This is a genomic window from Pseudarthrobacter sp. CC4 (assembly GCF_048957775.1).
In the GTDB taxonomy this organism is placed as follows: domain Bacteria; phylum Actinomycetota; class Actinomycetes; order Actinomycetales; family Micrococcaceae; genus Arthrobacter.
Window position 1 is genome coordinate 1 of the sequence record NZ_JARCCZ010000010.1, and the last position, 18,552, is coordinate 18,552.

Genomic DNA, 18,552 nt, shown 5'->3' on the forward strand with positions numbered 1-18,552 from the left:
GTGCTGCCAGGAGATGGTTCCGTTGTGCAGGGCTGCGAGGGTCCGGGGCAGGGAGGTGGTCAGGGCGTGGGAGCGGGCCAGCAGGGCTCCGGCTGCCCGGTCACCGATGGCCATGACACAGCTGATCTCGGCGGCGATAGCCCTTTCAAGCGCCTGCACGGGCGGGTCCGGCGGGGCGGCCGCCCGTGCGGTGGCCGCGTAAGTCCCTGCAGCGCTGGCCACCAGCCCCGCCACCCTGGCCTGGACCCCGGCGGCCCCGGCAAGGATGTCCAGGCACCCGTCGGCCAGCCCGGCCAGCGGATCAGCAGCGGAAAACGGCTCCGAACCGCACCCGTCCGCCTCGGCAATGAGCACGGCAAGAGCGGCATTCATGTCCGCAAACGCCTTCGCCCACCGCCGCTTTTCCCATACCAACATCATCGCGGGAGGGTACGACATTATTGGGGGCCGGGTTTGGAGAGTCTGCTTCGGAAATGGATTCGGCCGCCATCGGCAGGTGACGCCGTTGTCACCTGCTGATGGCGGCCGAAGACGAGGAGAGCACGGGGCCCACACCGTGCCGGGCTTGCCGGCACGGTAACCAAGGTAAGGGTCAGATGGTGACGGCCCCGTTGCCGGTCTCGAAAGTTACCGAGAGGATCCCGGGGGTTCCGTGCGGCGCCACCCACTCCACAGCGACGTCCTCCAGCGGCTTCTCGACGGGTTCGCCCAGCCACTCCGTAACCCGGGCTGCGGAACCGGCAATGGTGAGGCAGCTCATCTTGACGTTGCTCTCGTAGGCATTGGACGGGTGCAGGGACGGATCCCCCTCCCACTTGAGCATGTAGGGAACCTGGGGGTCGGCAATCAGGCCCAGGATGCCAATCTGCTTCCAGACCAATTCGCGGCCATCAGGGAACTTGCGGTTTCCGTTGACGGCGGAGCGGCCCAGCCGCTCCTCAAAGGGAGCCAGGTCGTCCACCTCGACGCACCAGCCCATCCAGCCGCCACCCGCGGCAGACCGTGCACGCACAGCCTGCCCGAAAGGGGCCTTGTCGGAAGCGGGGTGGTCCAGGACCTCCACCACCTCGACGTATTTGTGCCCCGCGAGCGGGATGATCATATTCCGGGTTCCGAACCGCGGGTGCACCCCGCCCTTCACTGCCTCAACGCCGAGGGCAGAGGAAATACGTTCGGTGGTGGCAGCCAGGCCATCGTGTTCACAGGCGTAAGAGACGTGATCCATGCGCATGCCAACATCTTGGCACTTTGTGATCGGCCTCTCAGCTAAGGGTACCCTTACCAGGATTTTCCATCCGGGACCCCTGATTTCAACCCGTTCCCGGGCGGAGATCAGGGGGACTATGTTCGTCACAATCCTGTCCCGCACCGGTTTCATGTTCCTACACTGGGCTCAGGTCATGAGTGCCAGCGCCAAGCCCCGGCTCGCTGGCCGGCAACCCTCCATCCGCGGTGGGGTGCCCCGGATGAGGACCTGGCTGTCCGGCAACGGCCGGATGGCAAGCGCGGCCCGCGGTGCCTACAGCATGCCGGGCCCATGTCAGAGGAGCCTTAGTTGTCCAACGGATGGTCTTTTGAAACCCGCCAGATCCACGCAGGACAGGAGCCGGACAGTGCCACCGGCGCCCGTGCACTCCCTATCTACCAGACCACGTCCTTCGTATTCCCAAGCGCGGAAAGCGCCGCCAACCGTTTTGCCCTCGCTGAACTGGCGCCGATCTACACCCGCATCGGCAATCCCACCCAGGATGCCGTGGAACAGCGGATCGCCAGCCTTGAGGGCGGATTGGGAGCACTCCTGCTGAGTTCAGGACAGGCAGCAGAGACTTTCGCTGTCCTCAATATCGCCGAGGCGGGGGACCATATCGTTGCCAGCCCCAGCCTGTACGGCGGGACTTACAACCTGTTCGCACACACCCTAAAGAAGTTCGGCATTTCCGTGACCTTCGTGGCGGACCCGGACAACCTGGACCAGTGGCGCGACGCGGTCCAGCCAAACACCAAGCTCTTCTTCGCCGAAGTGGTGTCCAACCCCCGCCAGGACGTCCTGGATATCGAGGGCGTGTCAGGCATCGCCCATGATGCCGGCGTGCCCCTGATCGTGGACAACACCCTGTCCACCCCGTACCTGATCCGGCCGCTGGAATGGGGAGCGGACATCGTTGTCCATTCCGCAACCAAGTACCTGGGCGGCCACGGATCCGCGATTGCCGGGGTGATCGTGGACTCCGGCAAGTTCGACTTCGGCAAGGACCCTGCGAGGTTCCCGGGCTTCAACACCCCGGACCCCACCTACAACGGGCTGGTGTACGCCCGGGACCTCGGCAAGGACGGTGCCCTGGGCGCCAACCTGTCCTATATCCTCAAGGCCCGCGTCCAGCTGCTCCGGGACCTGGGCTCTGCCGTCTCCCCGTTCAACGCGTTCCTGATCGCCCAGGGCCTGGAAACGCTGAGCCTGCGGGTGGAACGCCATGTTGCCAACGCCACGGAAGTGGCGCGCTGGCTGGAAGGAAGGGACGACGTCGAATCCGTCGCCTACGCGGGGCTGCCCTCCAGCCCGTGGTACGAGCGGGGCCGCAAGTACGGGCCCAAGGGCACGGGCGCGATTGTCTCCTTCAACCTGGCTGGCGGGGCCGAGGCCGGCAAGCGCTTCGTTGACGCGCTGGAGCTGCACTCCCACGTGGCAAACATCGGCGACGTCCGCTCCCTTGTCATCCACCCGGCGTCGACCACCCACAGCCAGCTTTCCCCGGAGCAGCAGGCCGTCGCCGGCGTGACCCCCGGCCTGGTCCGGTTGTCGGTGGGAATCGAACACATCGATGACATCCTGGCGGACCTCGAAGCGGGCTTTCGGGCAGCAAAGGACGCGACCGGGGCCTAGCCGGACGCACAAAGAACCCGAGACGGCGGCACGCCGGGGAAGTCACAACCAGTCACACTCTTGGCAGCAGACGGGGGCTGTTTCGTACACTCGTACCAGGTCATGAGTGCCAGTGACAGCCCCGGCTTGCTGGCCGGCAACCCTCCTTCCGCGGTGGGGTGCCCCGGGTGAAGACCTGGCCTGCCGGTCATTCGACGGCGGGCAAGCGCGTAGAAGAGGTCTTGCCATGACGGTTACCGTCACCCGAACCACCGTCCCCGAGCACGGAATTGTCCGCTATGCCTCCATTGGGGGGCTGGAACTTGAAGCCGGGGGATACCTCCCGGACGTCACGCTGGCCTACGAAACCTGGGGCACGCTCAACGCCGATGCCAGCAATGCCATCCTGATCGAGCACGCCCTGACCGGCAGCACCCACGTGACCCGCGGCGACACGGACGAAGAAGGCTGGTGGGAACAGCTGGCCGGTCCCGGCGCTCCCGTGGACACGGACAAGTTCTTCGTGGTGTCCGTCAACATCGTGGGCGGCTGCTACGGCTCCACGGGGCCGTCGTCGGCCGCCCCGGATGGAACCCCTTGGGGCTCCCGCTTCCCCCTGGTTACCCTGCGTGACAGTACGGTGGCGGAGGCCCGGCTGGCTGACCAGCTGGGCATCAACAGCTGGTTCGCGGTCCTGGGCGGATCCATGGGCGGCGCCCGCGCCCTTGAGTGGGCCGTGACCTACCCCGAGAGGGTGCAGCGCTGCGCCGTCATCTCGGTGGGCGCCGCGAGCACGGCAGAACAGATCGCCTTCGCGCAGGCCCAGACCCTGGCCATCCGGCAGGACCCCCACTTCAACGGCGGCGACTACTACGGCGGGCCCTGCCCCGAAGCCGGGCTGGCACTTGCCCGGCGCATCGCCCACATCACCTACCGGTCCGCCGCTGAACTGGAGGGCCGCTTCGGCCGGGAACCCCAGGCGCCGGAGTCGCCCCTGAAGGGTGAGGCGCTGGCCGCCCGCGGCCGTTACCAGGTGGAAAGCTACCTGGACCACCAGGGCAGCAAGCTCGTGAAGCGCTTCGACGCAAACAGCTATATCGCCCTCACCGAGGCGCTGATGAGCCATGACATCTGCCGGGACCGGGGGACCCTGACCGAGACCCTGGCGAGATCCACCGCCAGGTTCTTCGTGGCCGCCGTGGATTCGGACCGGCTGTATTTCCCGTCCCAGTCCCGCGAACTTGCCGCGGCCCTGCCGGGAGAAGTGGACGTGCATGTCATTGAGGCGCCGATCGGCCATGACGGCTTCCTGACGGAAATAGGCCAGCTGGGCCATCAGCTTCGGGTGCACCTCTCGGCCTAAGGCCGCCCTCGCAGGCACACTTTTGTGCATTTATGCAGATAGCCTCTGCATGATTCGCCGTTGAGCTTGGCGTTCAGGCGGACCATACTCGTTGGGACCCGGCGGTTCGTGGCCAAAATCACACGTCTCCGCCACAGACTGTCCCAGTGGTGTCGAAGAAGACGCCGAAGGAGTTCATCAATGAGTACGGAAAAGTCCGCCGCGCGGCGGCCCGAGGAAACCGACGTCAAGGCCACAGGCCTGAAGAAAGTCGTCACGGCCTCCATGGCCGGCACCGTGGTTGAGTGGTACGAGTTCTTTCTCTACGCCTCCGCCGCCACGCTGGTGTTCGGCAAGATGTTCTTCCCGAACTCCGGAACCGAGCTGGACGGCATCATCGCAGCCTTCGTCACCTACGCCGTCGGCTTCGTTGCCCGACCCATCGGCGGCATCGTCTTCGGCCACTTCGGCGACAAATTCGGCCGCAAGCAGTTGCTGCAGCTGAGCATCATCCTGGTGGGTGTTGCCACCTTCCTCATGGGCTGCCTGCCGACCTTTGCGCAGATCGGCTACTGGGCACCGGCGCTGCTGGTGTTCCTGCGCTTCGTCCAGGGCTTCGCTGTGGGCGGCGAATGGGGCGGCGCCGTGCTCCTCGTCGCCGAGCACAGCCCGAACAAGTCCCGCGGCTTCTGGTCAAGCTGGCCGCAGTCCGCTGTCCCCATGGGCAACCTGCTCGCCACCGCCGTGCTGTTCACCCTGTCCTCCACCCTCTCCCAGGAAGCCTTCCTCGGCTGGGGCTGGCGCGTAGCCTTCTGGCTCTCCGCAGTGATCGTGATCATCGGCTACTACATCCGCACCAAGGTCCAGGACGCTCCGATCTTCCTCGAGGCCCGCAAGGAAGTCACGGTCGAGAACAAGGGCTACGGTGTTGCCGAAGTCTTCCGTCGGTACCCGCGCGGCGTCTTCACCGCCATGGGCCTGCGCTTCGCGGAGAACATCCTCTACTACCTTGTGGTCACGTTCTCCATCACCTACCTGAAGGTGGTTGTGCAGACGGACACCTCCCGTATCCTGCTCCTCCTCCTGGTGGCGCACTTCATCCACTTCTGCTCAGTCCCGCTGGTGGGCAAGATGTCCGACGCACTGGGACGCCGCCCGGTGTACATGGCCGGTGCAATCCTCGCCGGAACCTGGGGCTTCTTCGCGTTCCCCATGATGGACACCGGCAATGACATGGTTATCCTGGCGGCCATCACCATCGGCCTGCTGTTCCACGCCCTCATGTACGCCGGCCAGCCATCCATCATGGCGGAAATGTTCCCCACCCGGATGCGGTACTCGGGCGTTTCCCTGGGCTACCAGGTGACCTCCATCGTGGCCGGCTCGCTCGCGCCGATCATCGCCAGCTCCCTGCTGGGCAGCTTCAAGTCCTCCGTTCCTGTGGCGCTGTACCTGCTGGGCGCCTGCGTGGTAACCGCTATTTCGGTGTACTTCCTCAAGGAAACCCGCGGCATCTCCCTTCATGATGTCGACGCCGCCGACGCCCAGGGCACCGCCGACCTTCTGGCCGCCGCCAAGAAGTAGGCACGGCCAAACGACAACAGAGCAACCCGACTGCCCGGACCTGCGGCCACGCAGGCCCGGGCAGCTGCCTGTCCACCAACATAAAGTCAGGAACACCATGCGAGCAGCAGTCCTCTATTCCACAGTTCCTCCCGGCACCAGCTATGCCGACGCGCAGCCCCTGGTGGTGCAGGACCTCGACCGGCCCGAACCCCGGGCCGGTGAACTGGGCGTCACCATCACCTACTCAAGCCTGTGCCACTCGGACCTGTCCGTGGTGGACGGATCCCGAGTCAGGCCGCTTCCCATGGCGTTGGGGCATGAGGCTGTGGGACGGGTTGCCACGGTTGGTGAGGGCGTCACGGACGTTTCCCCCGGAGACCATGTGGTCCTCGTCTTCGTCCCCAGCTGCGGTGCCTGCCGTGCCTGCCGGGCGGGGCGGCCCGCGCTCTGCCACCGGGCCGCCGAGGTCAACGGCTCCGGTGACCTTTTGCACGGCGAGGCGCTGCTGCGCACGCCCGCGGGGGAGCGGATCAACCACCACCTGGGGGTTTCGGCTTTCGCCGATTACGCCGTGGTGGCGCGGGAGTCAGTGGTGGTCATCGCCGACGACGTCCCGGACACCGTGGCGGCGATGTTCGGTTGCGCCGTGCTCACCGGGATGGGAGCTGTCCTGAACACCGCGGCCGTCCAGCCGGGCCAGGCCGTGGCTGTTTTTGGCCTCGGAGCCGTGGGACTTTCGGCCGTCATGGCCGCGTCGCTCGCCGGAGCGTCCGCCGTGATCGCCATCGATCCCAACGTGGGCAAGCACGGGCTCGCCCTGAAATGCGGCGCAACCGCCGTGGGGACCCCCGACGACGCCCCTCGGCTGATTGCCGAAGCCACCGGTGACGGCGTGGACACCGCCGTCGAAGCCGTGGGATCAGCGCGGGTCATCGCCTCGTGCCTGGAGCACGTGACGCGCGGCGGCGCCGTGGTCTCCGTAGGCCTGCCGCACCCCACCGCAGAATTGACGGTCCCCGCGCTCCAGTTCGCGGGGGCGGGCAAGCGGCTGCTCGGTTCCTACATGGGCGACGCCGTGCCCGGCCGGGACATTCCCCTGTACCTCGGGTATTGGCGCGAGGGCAGGCTCCCCGTTGAGCTGCTGCACACCGACACCAGGCCACTGGCGGAGATCAACGAAGGCCTCGATGCGCTCGCCGCCGGGCAGGTGGTGAGGCGGCTTTTCCAGGCGTGAGGCCGGCCTGGCTGCCTTCAGGCCAGACTGCCAACAGCCTAGGCTGCCAGCAGGTCCTGGCGTTCCGCCACCTCATGCTGAAGTGCACCGATCACGGCCTGCACCCGGGCGGACCGCAGCGATTCCGGCCGGGCCACCGCCCAGATGGGGACCTGGCGCTGGAACGCTTCGGGGAGCACCGGAACGAACTCCGGGTTGTGCGCCACCATGAAGTTCGGAAGCAGCCCGATGCCTGCGCCGCGGCGCACCGCCTCAACCTGGGCAAAGATACTCGTGGCCTGGAAGCTGGACTTCGGCATCGGCAGCTGCGAGGACCGGTGGCCCAGTTCGGCAACCTGGAGGGCCGACTCGACGTAGGAGACGAAGCCGTGCTGCCCCACGCCGTCGGGCGTCTCCGGCAGGCCGCGGGCGGCCGCGTAGGCGGGGCTGGCGTAGAGCCTGAGGAAGTAGTTGGTCAGGAAGATGGCCTGGGCGTTGCTTACGTCGGTGCGGCCGACCACCACTTCCAGGTCCACACCGGAGCGGTTCTGGCTGACCTTGCGCGTGGCGCTCAGCATCTCCACATCCAGCATCGGGTGCCGCTGCTGGAGCCGGACCAGCGCTGGCGTGACGAATTCGGCGCCGAAACCGTCGGAGGTGCTGATGCGCACCATGCCGGACAGGGCATCCCGGTCCTGGCCCGTGACGGCGGCCAGCGACCCCAGTGTTTCTTCAATGGCTTCCGCCGCGGCGACGGCCGAAGCCCCGAGTTCCGTCAGCTCCCAGCCGTGCGGGCTGCGCTCCAGGGTCCGGCCGCCCAACTGCTTGTCCAGGGCGAGGATCCGGCGCGAGATGGTGGTGTGCGTGGTGCCCAGCGTTTCAGCGACGGCGTTGAAACGCCCCAGCCGGGCTACGGTCAAGAGAATCAGCAGGTCGTCCGGACTTGGAAGCCGCGCCACCGCGTGCCTTTCGTTCGTGTGCATCAGTGCACATACCATCTGTGATTTTTCCCCTTGATTGCACTGTAGCAGGGTGTGATGGTGGACACGGACCTCCCGGCCGCCTTCGGCCGGATGCACAGCAAAGGAGCTTATGCCATGGCAGTTGTCGGTTGGATCGGGTTGGGAAACATGGGCGGTTCCATGTCCGGAAACCTCGCAAAGGCGGGGCACGACGTTCGGGGGTTTGACCTCAACCCTGCGGCGCTTGCCGCAGCCGAGGCCGGCGGGGTGAAGCCGGTGGGGAGCATCGCCGAGGCCGTGGCCGGAGCGGACGTGGTGTTCACCATGCTTCCGAAGGGCGAGCACGCCAAGGCTGTCTACCTGGGCGGGGACGGGGTGCTGGCGCATGCCGACACCCGCACACTGCTGGTGGATTCCTCCACCATCGACATCGCCGCAGCGAAGGAACTGCACGACGCCGCTGCTGCCGCCGGCTTCCGCTTCGTGGACGCCCCTGTTTCGGGCGGGATGAGCGGCGCCAAGGCAGGGACGCTGACCTTCATGGTGGGCGGTGAACCGGGCGCCGTGGCCGACGCGACCACCTACATCGGACCGATGGCCGCCAACATCATCCCTACCGGGGGAGCCACCACCGGCCAGGCGGCCAAGATCTGCAACAACCTGATGCTCCTGATCAACCTGGCCTCCACGGCCGAGGGAGCCGTCCTGGCGGACCGGCTCGGCCTGGACAAGAAGGTGTTCTGGGACATCGCCTCCGTTTCCTCAGGGGACAGCTGGGCCCTGAGGACCTGGTACCCCGTTCCCGGCGTGGTCCCCACCGCGGCCTCCAACAACGATTTCGAACCGACGTTTACGGCCGAACTGGCGAACAAGGACATCGGCCTGGCCATCAGCGCTGCCGAGGACACCGGCACACCGCTCGAAATCGGCAAGCACGTCCAGCAGCTGTACCAGCGCCTCATTGATGCGGGCGAGTCCGGCAAGGACTGCTCCATGATCATCAAGCTCGTTGACGGCTCACTGGATTCAACAAAGTAGAAGAGAGACACCATGCAGACCATCCCGCATTACATCAACGGCAGCCTCGTCACCGATGCCGAGCGCTTCGGCCCCGTCTTCAACCCCGCCACCGGAGAGCAGGACAAGCAGGTGGCCCTGGCCTCCGCGGCCCGGGTGGAGGAAGCCATTGCCGCCGCCAAAGCCGCGCTGCCCGCATGGAGGGCAACGAGCCTCGCCAAGCGGACCAACATCTTCTTCCGCGTCCGCGAAATCCTGACCCAGCGGAAGCCTGAGCTGGCTGCCATCCTGACCAGCGAGCACGGCAAGGTACTCTCCGACGCCGAAGGGGAGATCTCCCGCGGCCTCGAGAACATCGAGTTCGCCACCGGGCTGTCCCACATGCTCAAGGGCGAACGCTCAGAGCAGGTGTCCAGCGGCGTGGACGTCCACTCGGTCCGGCAGCCCGTGGGCGTCGTTGCCTGCATCACCCCGTTCAATTTTCCGGCCATGGTCCCGCTCTGGATGATCGGCAGCGCCTTGGCCTGCGGCAACACAGTGCTCCTGAAGCCCAGCGAAAAGGATCCGTCGTCAGCCGTGTTCATTGCGGAGGCCTTCGCGGAGGCGGGCCTGCCTGCCGGCGTGCTGAACGTGGTCCAGGGCGACAAGGAGGCGGTGGACGTCCTGCTCGAGCACCCGGACGTCAAAGCCGTCAGCTTCGTGGGATCAACGCCCATCGCGCAGTCGATCTACAAGCGTGCAGCGGACCATGGCAAGCGGGTCCAGGCCCTGGGCGGCGCCAAGAACCACATGGTGGTCCTGCCTGACGCTGACCTGGACATGGCGGCGGACGCGGCCATTTCGGCTGCCTACGGCTCTGCGGGTGAGCGCTGCATGGCGGTCAGCGTGCTCGTCGCCGTCGGCAATATCGCCGACGACCTCGTCGGGGCCATCAAAACCCGGATGGCCACCCTGAAGATCGGTCCGGGCACCGATCCTGCTTCGCAGATGGGCCCGCTGATCACTGCAGAACACCGCGACAAAGTGGCGTCCTATGTGGCGGGCGCGGAAAACGAGGGCGCCACGGTGGTTGTTGACGGGCGCTCGCAGCAGTTCGATTCAAACGGGTTCTTCATCGGTGTCAGCCTGGTGGACCACGTGAAGCCGGGAATGAAGGTGTACGACGACGAAATCTTCGGCCCCGTCCTGTCCGTGGTCCGCGTGGACACCTACAGTGACGCAGTCCGCCTGGTCAACGACAACGAGTTCGGCAACGGGGTTGCCATCTTCACCCGCGACGGCGGCGCCGCGCGGCAATTCGAGTTCGACGTCGAGGCGGGCATGGTGGGCGTCAACGTGCCCATCCCGGTGCCGGTGGGCACTTTTTCCTTCGGCGGCTGGAAGAACTCGCTGTTCGGGGACACGCACATGTACGGGCCGGAGAGCATCCGGTTCTACACCAGGGGCAAAGTGGTCACCACGCGGTGGCCGGACCCCGCAACGTCGGTGATTGACCTGGGCTTCCCGCAGGTGGACTGAAACCAGCGGCACCCCGTAACAGCAACGCGGGGTCACTTCGCGCCCATCCGCTGCCGGATCTTGGGCCGGACGTGACCTCGCGTTGCTTTCCGTTCAGTTATCGGACCAGAACACCCGAGATCCGGCCTACACCAGTTCCACCCGCTGCTTCACCCTCGTCGACTCCATTCCCCGCCAGCCCGGCGTAGTCGCCCGTACCGCCCTGCAGGCTAATGTGTCCGGAGTTCGTGGAGGTGCCATCGTCTGCAAAGGTGATGAAACATGCTTCATGGCATTGAACGTGCCGGTCCCGTCGTCGCAGGTGTAGACGGTTTTGTTCAGGATCACCAGTTTCCCGGATGTGCCATTATCGGCGGCAAACGCTTTTGGCGAATTCCGGAACGTCCGCCCGCGCGGATCCGGTGCCGAGGGCGATAGCCCCGATGGTTAGTACTGCGACGGCCAATCTCCTGACGGTGGCCATGCTCCACGACCTTTCGAACCTTGTGCTTTTGGAAGGAATCCAGTTAGGGCATCCGTGCCGAATTCCGGGACGGATGCGGACCCCAAAAACGGGGAACGGTCGCGTCAGGCTTCAGGGCCGAGACTTTAGGGCACAGTATCCGCCTGGGGGAGGGGGCTGTTCATAGAATTTGGCCCCCTGAAAGAGCAACGCGGGGTCACTTCATGCCCGACCGTAACGGGATATCGGGCATTAAGTGACCCCGCGCTGCTTTTGCGGGAAGGACTAGCCGTTCATGATTTCGCTGCGGCGGGTCATGTACTCCTCCATGGAAAGTTCCCCGTTGCTGTACTTTTCATCCAGTTCGGCAAGCTTGCGGGCGCGGTAGCCCTGCGGGGCAGACGGCGGCGGGGGAGTTGCGGGTGCTGCGGGCTGCTGCGGGGCTTCAGCGTGGGGGGCCTGCCGGTCGTGGCCCGGGTGCGGCTGCCCGTACGGCGGAAACTGCTGATCCATGGGCGGGACCGGCTGTACGGGCGGCAGGGGCTGGCCGGGCGGGAGCGGCGCGGGCCGGCCAAGCTGGCGGAATCCGCCGCTGAAGTAGTCCTGCTGGGTGAAGCCGTCCCGGGGCTGCTTGCTCTGCGGGCCGTTGGAGCCGGGGAAGATTCCGCCGCCCGGGAACTGCTCGGGGTACCGTCCGGAGAAGCTTTGATCCTGGTTGCGGCGGGCCACGGACTTCCGGTACATCCGCATGGCCATCGGGATCAGGAATGACAAAATGATGATCCAGAAAAACAAGTTGCTCACGGTGCCGTGCCTCTCATGTGTGTCCTTCCAGCTTAGCCCCGCAGTGGATCCGGACGGCCGGGAGCGCGAGGAAGGCGGCGTACCGGTCCACGGCTTCCCGGACTGCCGCTGACAACACTGCCGCTGACAATGGCGGGCGCGGGGAATCACCGGAACCAGGGAGCCGGATATCCAGGTCGCACCCGTCCGGATGCAGCGTATGCCGCCAGGACCCCACCATCCGCCCGTCCAGCAAAACCACGTGCATGGGTTGGCCCTGGAAAAGGAAGGCCGGAGCGCCGCCGCCGATGTAATGCCGCGTGGCGGAGGAGCCCATGATGTATTCGTCGTTGCACTGGATCAGGTCGATCCGTGGCCCGGCTTCGGAGGCAAGCTGCGGGCCCCCGCAGCATTTGGGCGTGAAGCCGCAGCCGCACTGCCGCGTCGGGTTCCATATCCCGGAAGCCTGCCCGCGCTAGCGCCGGGCAGCCTCGGTGCTGCCCAGCGGGCCCTCGCCCGAACCCAACGGAACGCCCGGCCCGAAAACGGGGCCCGGCGTCGGCCGTTTCGCGGTAATGCCGTCACCGGAGGACTGGTTGCGCAGCCGCCGAAGCACCCACGGCACGAAGTACTGCCGGGCCCACACCAGGTCCCCCGAGCGCGCCTCGCGCCATGTGCGGGGCGGAAACGGCTTGGGCTGCAGGGGCTCCAGCGTGTGCTCCACGTTCAACGAGTCCAGCACCATGGCGGCGATGGTGTGGTGGCCCAGGGGGGAGAAGTGCAGCCGGTCCTGGTCCCACATCTGGGGATCGCTGAGCTGGCGGAGGGACCACATGTCCGCGATCACGGCGTCGTGCCTCGCGGCGACGGTCCGCAGGTTTTCGTTGTAGATGGCCACCTTGCTGCGGATCCTGCCGAGCACGGAAGTGCCGGTGTCCGGGCCATTGAAGAGCACCACTGTGGCGCCGCCTATGGCCAGGATCTGGACCACCGAGTCGAGCTTCTCGGCGAGGATGTCGGGGTCTCCGCCCGGACGCAGCAGGTCATTGCCGCCCGCGGAAAGGGTGACAAGATCGGGCTTCAGCGCAAGGCACGGTGCGAGCTGCTGGTCCACGATCTGCTGCAGCAGCCGGCCGCGGACGGCCAGGTTTGCGTAGGCGAAGTCCGGCTTGGTGCGGCTGAGCTCCTCCGCAACCCTGTCTGCCCAGCCGCGGAACGCGCCCGGGCTAGACGGCTCGGGGTCTCCGATGCCCTCGGTGAAGGAATCGCCCATCGCCACGTAGCGGGTCCAGGGGTGGGATCCGGAATGCGCGGGCGGGGTCTGGATGGCACTTTCTTCAGTCACGGTCCCTATCCTGCCTTTCGCTTCGCTGGCTACGCGAACGTAGGTTGTTACCACAAAGTAACTGGTAAGAATGGAAACCATGACTGAAGCCGAAGTATTTCCTGCCCCTGTCGTTTTGTGGTCCCATCCGGAGGACCAGCGCGACGGCAAGCCGCTGCTGGTGCTGCTGCACGGCTACGGAGCCAACGAGCAGGACCTGCTCAGCCTGGCCGACCTGCTGCCCGGCGACTTCGCGGTCGCCTCGATCCGGGCACCCATCGCCATGGGCCCCGGGTTCACCTGGTTCCCGCTCACCGCGTCCATCGACTACTCGCTCGAGCGCGTCAAAGCCGCGTCCTCCTACGTGCTCGAGTGGATCGACGCCATCAGGGTGGGGCACCCGTCCGTGTCCCTGCTCGGCTTCTCCATGGGCATGGCCATGGCCACCACGCTCCTGCGGCAGCGCCCCACGGACTTCGCGGCCGTCGTCGGACTCTCAGGCTTCGTGGTGGACGCCGGCGACGATCCCAGCTTCCGGGATGACGAACTGGACGGGAGCATCCCGATGTTCTGGGGCCGTGACCAGCAGGATCCCGTGATTACTCCGGACAAAATCGACTTCACCATGGGATGGGTGCGCAAGCACGTCAAGCTCACCAAGGTGCTCTACACGGGCATGTGGCACGGGATCAACCAGCAGGAAATCGGGCACGTGGGCGAGTTCCTCACCCACGAGGTGCTGAAGAAGTAGGAAGTACGACGGCGGACGGCGGGCCAGTGCCGGACTGCGGCGTCAGGCCGCGGGCGCTACCACGTGCACGGTCTGCCCGTTCACCGTCACGGTGTCCCCGTTGTGCAGCTGCCGGCCGCGGCGGTCGTCGATCTCTCCATTGACCTTGACGAGCCCGTTCTTGATGAGCTCTGCCGCTTCCACCCCGTCCTCCACCAGGTTGGCGAGCTTCAGGAGCTGGCCGAGGCGGATCATGCTGTCGCGGATGGTGATCTCTTCAACATTGCTCATAGAAGCAATGATGCCTGACGTAAGGTGGATTCAATGACCCCCAGCCCCCGCCTGCCGCTGATCGCAGGCCTTCCCCTGGCGGTGGGCGCTGGCCTCGCCATTCCCGTCCAGGGCCGAATCAACGGGGCCCTCGGAGCCCGCCTCAACGACGGCATCGCCGCTGCTGTGGTGAGTTTCAGCACAGGCCTGGTGTTGATGGTCCTGATCTCGCTGATCCTGCCGCGCGGACGTGCCGGACTTGCCCGGATCCTGCCCGCGGTCCGCACCAGGGCCTTTCCGCGCGTGTATGTCCTGGCCGGCGGCATCGGCGCGCTCTTCGTCTTCGCCCAGTCCTTCACCGTGGGCATCCTTGGCGTTGCCCTGTTTACCGTGGCCACGGTCACCGGCCAGACAGTCAGTGGTCTGCTGGTGGACCGGCTGGGCATTGGGCCGGCGGGCAAAAAATCCGTCACGGGGATCCGGATCATTGGCTGCCTGCTGACCATCGCCGCAGTGGCCTGGGCCGTGTCGCCCCGCTTCACTGGATCGTCGGGGATGGCCTCCGCCGGCGCAGGACCGGACGGCGGCGCGGAGGCCCTCCTGGTTCCGCTCCTGCTGCCCGTGGCGGCAGGGTTCCTGATGAGCTTCCAGCAGGCCATGAACGGAACAGCCACCGTCCACTACGGCACGCCGATCGCTGCAACCCTGGTCAACTTCGTGGCCGGCTCCGCCGTGCTGTGGGCCGCGTACGCCATCAAGGTCTCGGTGGCCGGATGGGGCAACCCGCTGCCGCCGGAGTGGTGGTACTACGCAGGCGGTCCCATGGGCTGCGTGTTCATCGGCCTGGGCGCGCTGCTGGTCCGCAGCCTGGGGGTCCTGGTTACCGGGCTGGGCATGATTGCCGGGCAGCTGCTCGGCTCGCTCGCCCTGGATGTTGTGCTGCCAACTCCGGGAACGGTCGTGGCGCCAGCCACGGTACTGGGCACCATCCTCACCCTCGCCGCCATCATCCTGGCCACCCTGCCGTGGCCGCGGGGCGCGCTGCGCAGGTAGCGGCCGGTAGGCTAGGGCACGCAGCTTTTTCGCTTTCCCTTCATCCGCCCCGCCCGGCAGCCAGAGGTATCCCACCGCTGGTTCCACCGGGCCAGCAAACCGCGGACCGCACCCAGCGGCCCTGTAGAAATTGGAGTTACCCCCATGGCAGCAAAATCCGTTCTCGACCAGGTCATTTCCCTCTCCAAGCGCAGGGGATTCGTGTTCCAGGCCGGTGAGATCTACGGAGGTTCGCGCTCTGCCTGGGACTACGGGCCCCTCGGCGCCGAACTGAAGGAAAACATCAAGCGCCAGTGGTGGCAGTCCATGGTCCGCGGCCGCGAGGACGTGGTGGGCCTGGACTCCTCCGTCATCCTGCCCCGCCAGGTGTGGGAAGCCTCCGGCCACGTGGAGGTCTTCTCCGACCCCCTGGTGGAATGCCTCTCCTGCCACAAGCGCTACCGGGCAGACCACCTCGAGGAAGAGTACGAGGAAAAGAAGGGCCGCCCCGCCGAAAACGGCCTCAAGGACATCGCCTGCGCCAACTGCGGCACCCGCGGCCAGTGGACCGAACCGCAGGAATTCTCCGGCCTGCTCAAGACCTACCTCGGTCCCGTAGCCAGCGAAGAGGGCCTGCACTACCTGCGTCCGGAGACTGCGCAGGGGATTTTCGTGAACTTCAACAACGTCCTCACCACCTCGCGGAAGAAGCCGCCGTTCGGCATCGGCCAGATCGGCAAGTCCTTCCGCAACGAGATCACCCCGGGCAACTTCATCTTCCGCACCCGCGAGTTCGAGCAGATGGAGATGGAGTTCTTCGTTGAGCCCGGCACCGATGAGGAATGGCACAAGTACTGGATGAACGAGCGCATGGCCTGGTACACCGGCCTGGGAATCCGCGAGGAAAACCTGCGCTTCTTCGAGCACCCGCAGGAGAAGCTGAGCCACTACTCCAAGGGCACCACGGACATCGAATACCGCTTCGGTTTCCAGGGCTCCGAGTGGGGCGAGCTCGAAGGCATCGCCAACCGCACCGACTTCGACCTCTCCACGCATGCCAAGGCCTCCGGCACGGACCTGAGCTACTTCAACCAGGCCACCAATGAGCGCTACATCCCGTACGTGATCGAGCCCGCAGCCGGCCTGACCCGTTCCTTCATGGCCTTCCTGGTGGATGCCTACACCGAGGACGAGGCCCCCAACGCCAAGGGCGGCGTGGACGTCCGAACCGTCCTGAAGCTGGATCCGCGGCTGGCCCCGGTCAAGGCTGCCGTGCTGCCGCTCAGCCGCAACGAGGACCTGTCCCCGAAGGCCAAGGCCCTGGGCGCGCACCTGCGCAAGAACTGGAACATCGACTTCGACGACGCCGGCGCCATTGGCCGCCGCTACCGCCGCCAGGATGAAATCGGCACCCCGTTCTGCATCACAGTGGACTTCGACACCCTTGAGGACCAGGCCGTGACCATCCGCGAGCGGGACACCATGAGCCAGGAACGCGTCTCCCTGGACAAGGTGGAGGGCTACCTGGCCGCACGCCTGATCGGCGCCTAGCCATGGCCATCGAATACCGCGAATGGCGGGAAGGTGACGACCTGGCCCTGCTGGAGATCTGGGGCGACCCGGAGACCCAGCAGACCCGCCAGTTCCGGGGCGCGTTGACCCTGTCCTCCGACGGGGGCGGCGGCACGCCGTGGCGCCGCTGCATCGTTGCCGAGGACGTGATCGACGGCGTCGGCATCCCGGTGGCGGCGGGCGTGGTCTACGAGGCGTCGCTGCACCCTGAACGGCTCTGGGCCTACATCGAAGTGGCGCGCGACCACCGGCGCTCCGGCATCGGTGCCACCCTCCTGACGATGCTGCGCCGCGAAGCCGGCCAGTCGCCGTCGGGCGTGTCCAAACTCCGTGCCAAAGTGGAGCCGGGCACTCCGGGGGCCGCTTTTGCGGAGGCCTTCGAGCTGGCCCCCATCCAGCGTTCCCGGCTGGTGGTCATAGAGCCTGGCGCCCTGCGGCTTCCCGTGTTTCCTGCCAAGGACGACGGCGGCGGGCCATCGAACGATGAAAATGCGGGCTCCGACATCGTGATGGACCTGGCCACGGGTTCCGTGGAACTGACCGACGTCGTGGGCAGGTACTACACCGCCATCCACGGCTGGGATTCACCGGGCGTACTGTCAATGGGCCAGGTGCAGAAGCTCTTCCTGGACGACCTCACCGGCGCCCACGGCGCAATCGTGCTGCGGGCCCGGCCTGAATCGGCTTTCGGGGCAGGCGTTGCACCCAGCAGGAAGGGCAGGATCCGGGCCTTCGCCGTGAGCTACGCAGCGCCCGCCAACCCGGACGCGGCACCCGGTCAGGAAGCCGCCGGACCGGAAACGCCCACGGACGTTTTCGTCGGCCATGAACCCGCCCTCGCCGCGGATGATGCTGCAGAAGCGGTCCGCGACATGCTCGCGCTGATCGCGTACCAGCACCCGGTGATGCTGGAACTGGACGACTCCATGACTGCCCTCCGCGCCGCCGTCGAACCCCTGCTCGAAAGCGGCAAGGCGCGGCTGGCCGGGCCGGAAACCCTCATCGTCTCGGACTAAGCAGCCCGGCCGCAACTGAGTAGCGCCAAGTGTCGTTTTGACCGCCCAAAACGACACTTGGCGCTACTTACTTGGGCTACGTTCTGCGGAAAGTACGACGGCGGCGCGTCAGCACGTCTTCGGCGTCCAGCAGCTGCCGCTCGGGTTCAGTCGGGGCGCTGCCGCCCAGGTGCGCGGGCATCCACCAGGCGGCGGGTTCCGGCCGCAGTGGAAAATCGGCGATGCACTTCCCGATCCCGTCCTGGAGCCTGGCCCGGAGTTCCGCAGTGCCGGCGCCAGCATCGTCACCCGGCGCGAATACCAGCGGCTCACCCACGTGGATCCGGACCGGTGCGCGCCATGTCCTTCCGGCCGAGAAGCCGCGGCCGCGGGTGAGGATCCGGTGGGCGCCCCAGACCGCAACGGGGATGACCGGAACGCCGGCTTCGGCCGCCATCCGGACTGCCCCGGTCCTGCACTCGCGCACGGTGAAGCTGCGGCTCACGCCCGCCTCCGGGAACACGCCAAGGTATTCGCCGGCGCGCAGCTTGGCCACCGCTGCGTCATAGGCGTCCGCCCGGCCGGTGTACCCGACCACCACGTGCCCGGCGGCGCTGATGGCGGGCCCGGCAAGCCAATGATCGGCTGCACCCTGGTGGACCAGGAATCGCAGCTCCCCGCGGGACTGTTCCCACAGCAGCAGTTCGGCGGCGGCAAAATCGACATAGCCGAAGTGCGTCACGGCGAAAACGGCGCCGCTGCCCGGAACCACAGACCTGGACGTCCCCGTCCGGGGGCCTGCAGGCGGCAGGTGCTCTGTTCCGCTGCTGATGATCCGGATCCGGAAGATCCGCCGAAGCAGCAGTCCGCAGCCGACGATGACGCGGTAGAAGAGGTCATTGGGTGCGGGTCTCCATGCCATCGAA

Annotated in this window: 17 protein-coding genes, 1 pseudogene and 2 riboswitches; of the genes and pseudogenes, 10 read left to right on the top strand and 8 right to left on the bottom strand. The window is 66.5% G+C overall.

Annotated elements, in window-relative coordinates; genetic code table 11:
• Nucleotides 1-420: pseudogene (locus tag PV768_RS08115) on the bottom strand (endonuclease); the annotation flags it as partial.
• A 172-nt stretch (nt 421-592) separates the two neighbouring features.
• Entirely contained in the window at nt 593-1,231 is a 639-nt protein-coding gene (locus PV768_RS08120; protein ID WP_157238649.1) for a VOC family protein, read from the bottom strand.
• A gap of 165 nt (nt 1,232-1,396) precedes the next feature.
• A riboswitch (SAM riboswitch) is annotated at nt 1,397-1,512 on the top strand.
• A 43-nt stretch (nt 1,513-1,555) separates the two neighbouring features.
• Between PV768_RS08120 and PV768_RS08125 the strand changes: the two genes are divergently transcribed.
• The 4 genes from PV768_RS08125 to PV768_RS08140 all read left to right on the top strand — a co-directional run bounded on the left by PV768_RS08125 (nt 1,556) and on the right by PV768_RS08140 (nt 7,002).
• Complete coding sequence (locus tag PV768_RS08125; protein ID WP_157238648.1) at nt 1,556-2,881, top strand: bifunctional o-acetylhomoserine/o-acetylserine sulfhydrylase; 1,326 nt, start codon at nt 1,556-1,558, stop codon at nt 2,879-2,881.
• A 98-nt stretch (nt 2,882-2,979) separates the two neighbouring features.
• Nucleotides 2,980-3,095, top strand: a riboswitch (SAM riboswitch).
• A gap of 12 nt (nt 3,096-3,107) precedes the next feature.
• A complete protein-coding gene (metX, locus tag PV768_RS08130) occupies nt 3,108-4,223 on the top strand; it encodes a homoserine O-acetyltransferase MetX (protein ID WP_157238647.1) in 1,116 nt (371 codons plus the stop codon).
• 180 nt (nt 4,224-4,403) lie between these two features.
• Nucleotides 4,404-5,786, top strand: coding sequence for an MFS transporter (locus PV768_RS08135; RefSeq protein ID WP_321215801.1), 1,383 nt, complete (start codon nt 4,404-4,406; stop codon nt 5,784-5,786).
• A 97-nt stretch (nt 5,787-5,883) separates the two neighbouring features.
• Complete coding sequence (locus PV768_RS08140) at nt 5,884-7,002, top strand: zinc-dependent alcohol dehydrogenase family protein (RefSeq protein WP_421092769.1); 1,119 nt, start codon at nt 5,884-5,886, stop codon at nt 7,000-7,002.
• A 38-nt stretch (nt 7,003-7,040) separates the two neighbouring features.
• Here the strand turns inward: PV768_RS08140 and PV768_RS08145 are convergent, their stop codons facing one another.
• Nucleotides 7,041-7,964 (bottom strand): LysR family transcriptional regulator, encoded by a 924-nt coding sequence (locus PV768_RS08145; protein WP_157238644.1) that lies wholly within the window; start codon nt 7,962-7,964, stop codon nt 7,041-7,043.
• 114 nt (nt 7,965-8,078) lie between these two features.
• On the opposite strand from PV768_RS08145, the gene mmsB reads away from it, so the two are divergent.
• Both mmsB and PV768_RS08155 read left to right on the top strand, forming a co-directional pair.
• Nucleotides 8,079-8,981, top strand: coding sequence for a 3-hydroxyisobutyrate dehydrogenase (gene mmsB, locus PV768_RS08150; protein ID WP_157238643.1), 903 nt, complete (start codon nt 8,079-8,081; stop codon nt 8,979-8,981).
• A 12-nt stretch (nt 8,982-8,993) separates the two neighbouring features.
• Complete coding sequence (locus PV768_RS08155; protein WP_157238642.1) at nt 8,994-10,478, top strand: CoA-acylating methylmalonate-semialdehyde dehydrogenase; 1,485 nt, start codon at nt 8,994-8,996, stop codon at nt 10,476-10,478.
• A 727-nt stretch (nt 10,479-11,205) separates the two neighbouring features.
• Here PV768_RS08155 and PV768_RS08160 read toward each other — a convergent pair.
• Genes PV768_RS08160 through PV768_RS08170 form a run of 3 tightly spaced genes read right to left on the bottom strand, consistent with a single transcriptional unit; the run spans nt 11,206 to nt 12,976 of the window.
• Nucleotides 11,206-11,724: a hypothetical protein gene (locus tag PV768_RS08160; protein WP_321215805.1), complete on the bottom strand. Its 519-nt coding sequence runs from the start codon at nt 11,722-11,724 to the stop codon at nt 11,206-11,208.
• 13 nt (nt 11,725-11,737) lie between these two features.
• A complete protein-coding gene (locus tag PV768_RS08165; RefSeq protein WP_421092826.1) occupies nt 11,738-12,160 on the bottom strand; it encodes a DNA glycosylase AlkZ-like family protein in 423 nt (140 codons plus the stop codon).
• Nucleotides 12,161-12,178: 18 nt separating this feature from the next.
• On the bottom strand, nt 12,179-12,976 hold the full coding sequence (locus PV768_RS08170; protein WP_421092827.1) for an SGNH/GDSL hydrolase family protein: 798 nt from the start codon (nt 12,974-12,976) through the stop codon (nt 12,179-12,181).
• Between the two features lie 151 nt (nt 12,977-13,127).
• Between PV768_RS08170 and PV768_RS08175 the strand changes: the two genes are divergently transcribed.
• Nucleotides 13,128-13,778, top strand: coding sequence for an alpha/beta hydrolase (locus PV768_RS08175; protein ID WP_157238640.1), 651 nt, complete (start codon nt 13,128-13,130; stop codon nt 13,776-13,778).
• A 42-nt stretch (nt 13,779-13,820) separates the two neighbouring features.
• On the opposite strand, the gene PV768_RS08180 is transcribed toward PV768_RS08175, so the two are convergent.
• A complete protein-coding gene (locus tag PV768_RS08180) occupies nt 13,821-14,048 on the bottom strand; it encodes an RNA-binding S4 domain-containing protein (protein ID WP_421092770.1) in 228 nt (75 codons plus the stop codon).
• 33 nt (nt 14,049-14,081) lie between these two features.
• On the opposite strand from PV768_RS08180, the gene PV768_RS08185 reads away from it, so the two are divergent.
• From PV768_RS08185 to PV768_RS08195, 3 genes are all read left to right on the top strand, one after another.
• Nucleotides 14,082-15,080 carry a DMT family transporter gene (locus PV768_RS08185; RefSeq protein ID WP_323057642.1) on the top strand — a complete coding sequence of 333 codons (999 nt, stop codon included), beginning with the start codon at nt 14,082-14,084 and terminating at the stop codon, nt 15,078-15,080.
• 144 nt (nt 15,081-15,224) lie between these two features.
• Nucleotides 15,225-16,610, top strand: a complete 1,386-nt coding sequence (locus PV768_RS08190; protein WP_421092771.1) for a glycine--tRNA ligase — start codon at nt 15,225-15,227, stop codon at nt 16,608-16,610.
• Nucleotides 16,611-16,612: 2 nt separating this feature from the next.
• The gene (locus PV768_RS08195) at nt 16,613-17,647 is read left to right on the top strand and encodes a GNAT family N-acetyltransferase (protein WP_421092772.1); all 1,035 of its coding nucleotides are present in this window, start codon (nt 16,613-16,615) and stop codon (nt 17,645-17,647) included.
• Nucleotides 17,648-17,723: 76 nt separating this feature from the next.
• Here the strand turns inward: PV768_RS08195 and PV768_RS08200 are convergent, their stop codons facing one another.
• Nucleotides 17,724-18,548 carry a lysophospholipid acyltransferase family protein gene (locus tag PV768_RS08200; RefSeq protein ID WP_421092773.1) on the bottom strand — a complete coding sequence of 275 codons (825 nt, stop codon included), beginning with the start codon at nt 18,546-18,548 and terminating at the stop codon, nt 17,724-17,726.
• Nucleotides 18,549-18,552: the final 4 nt, after the last annotated feature.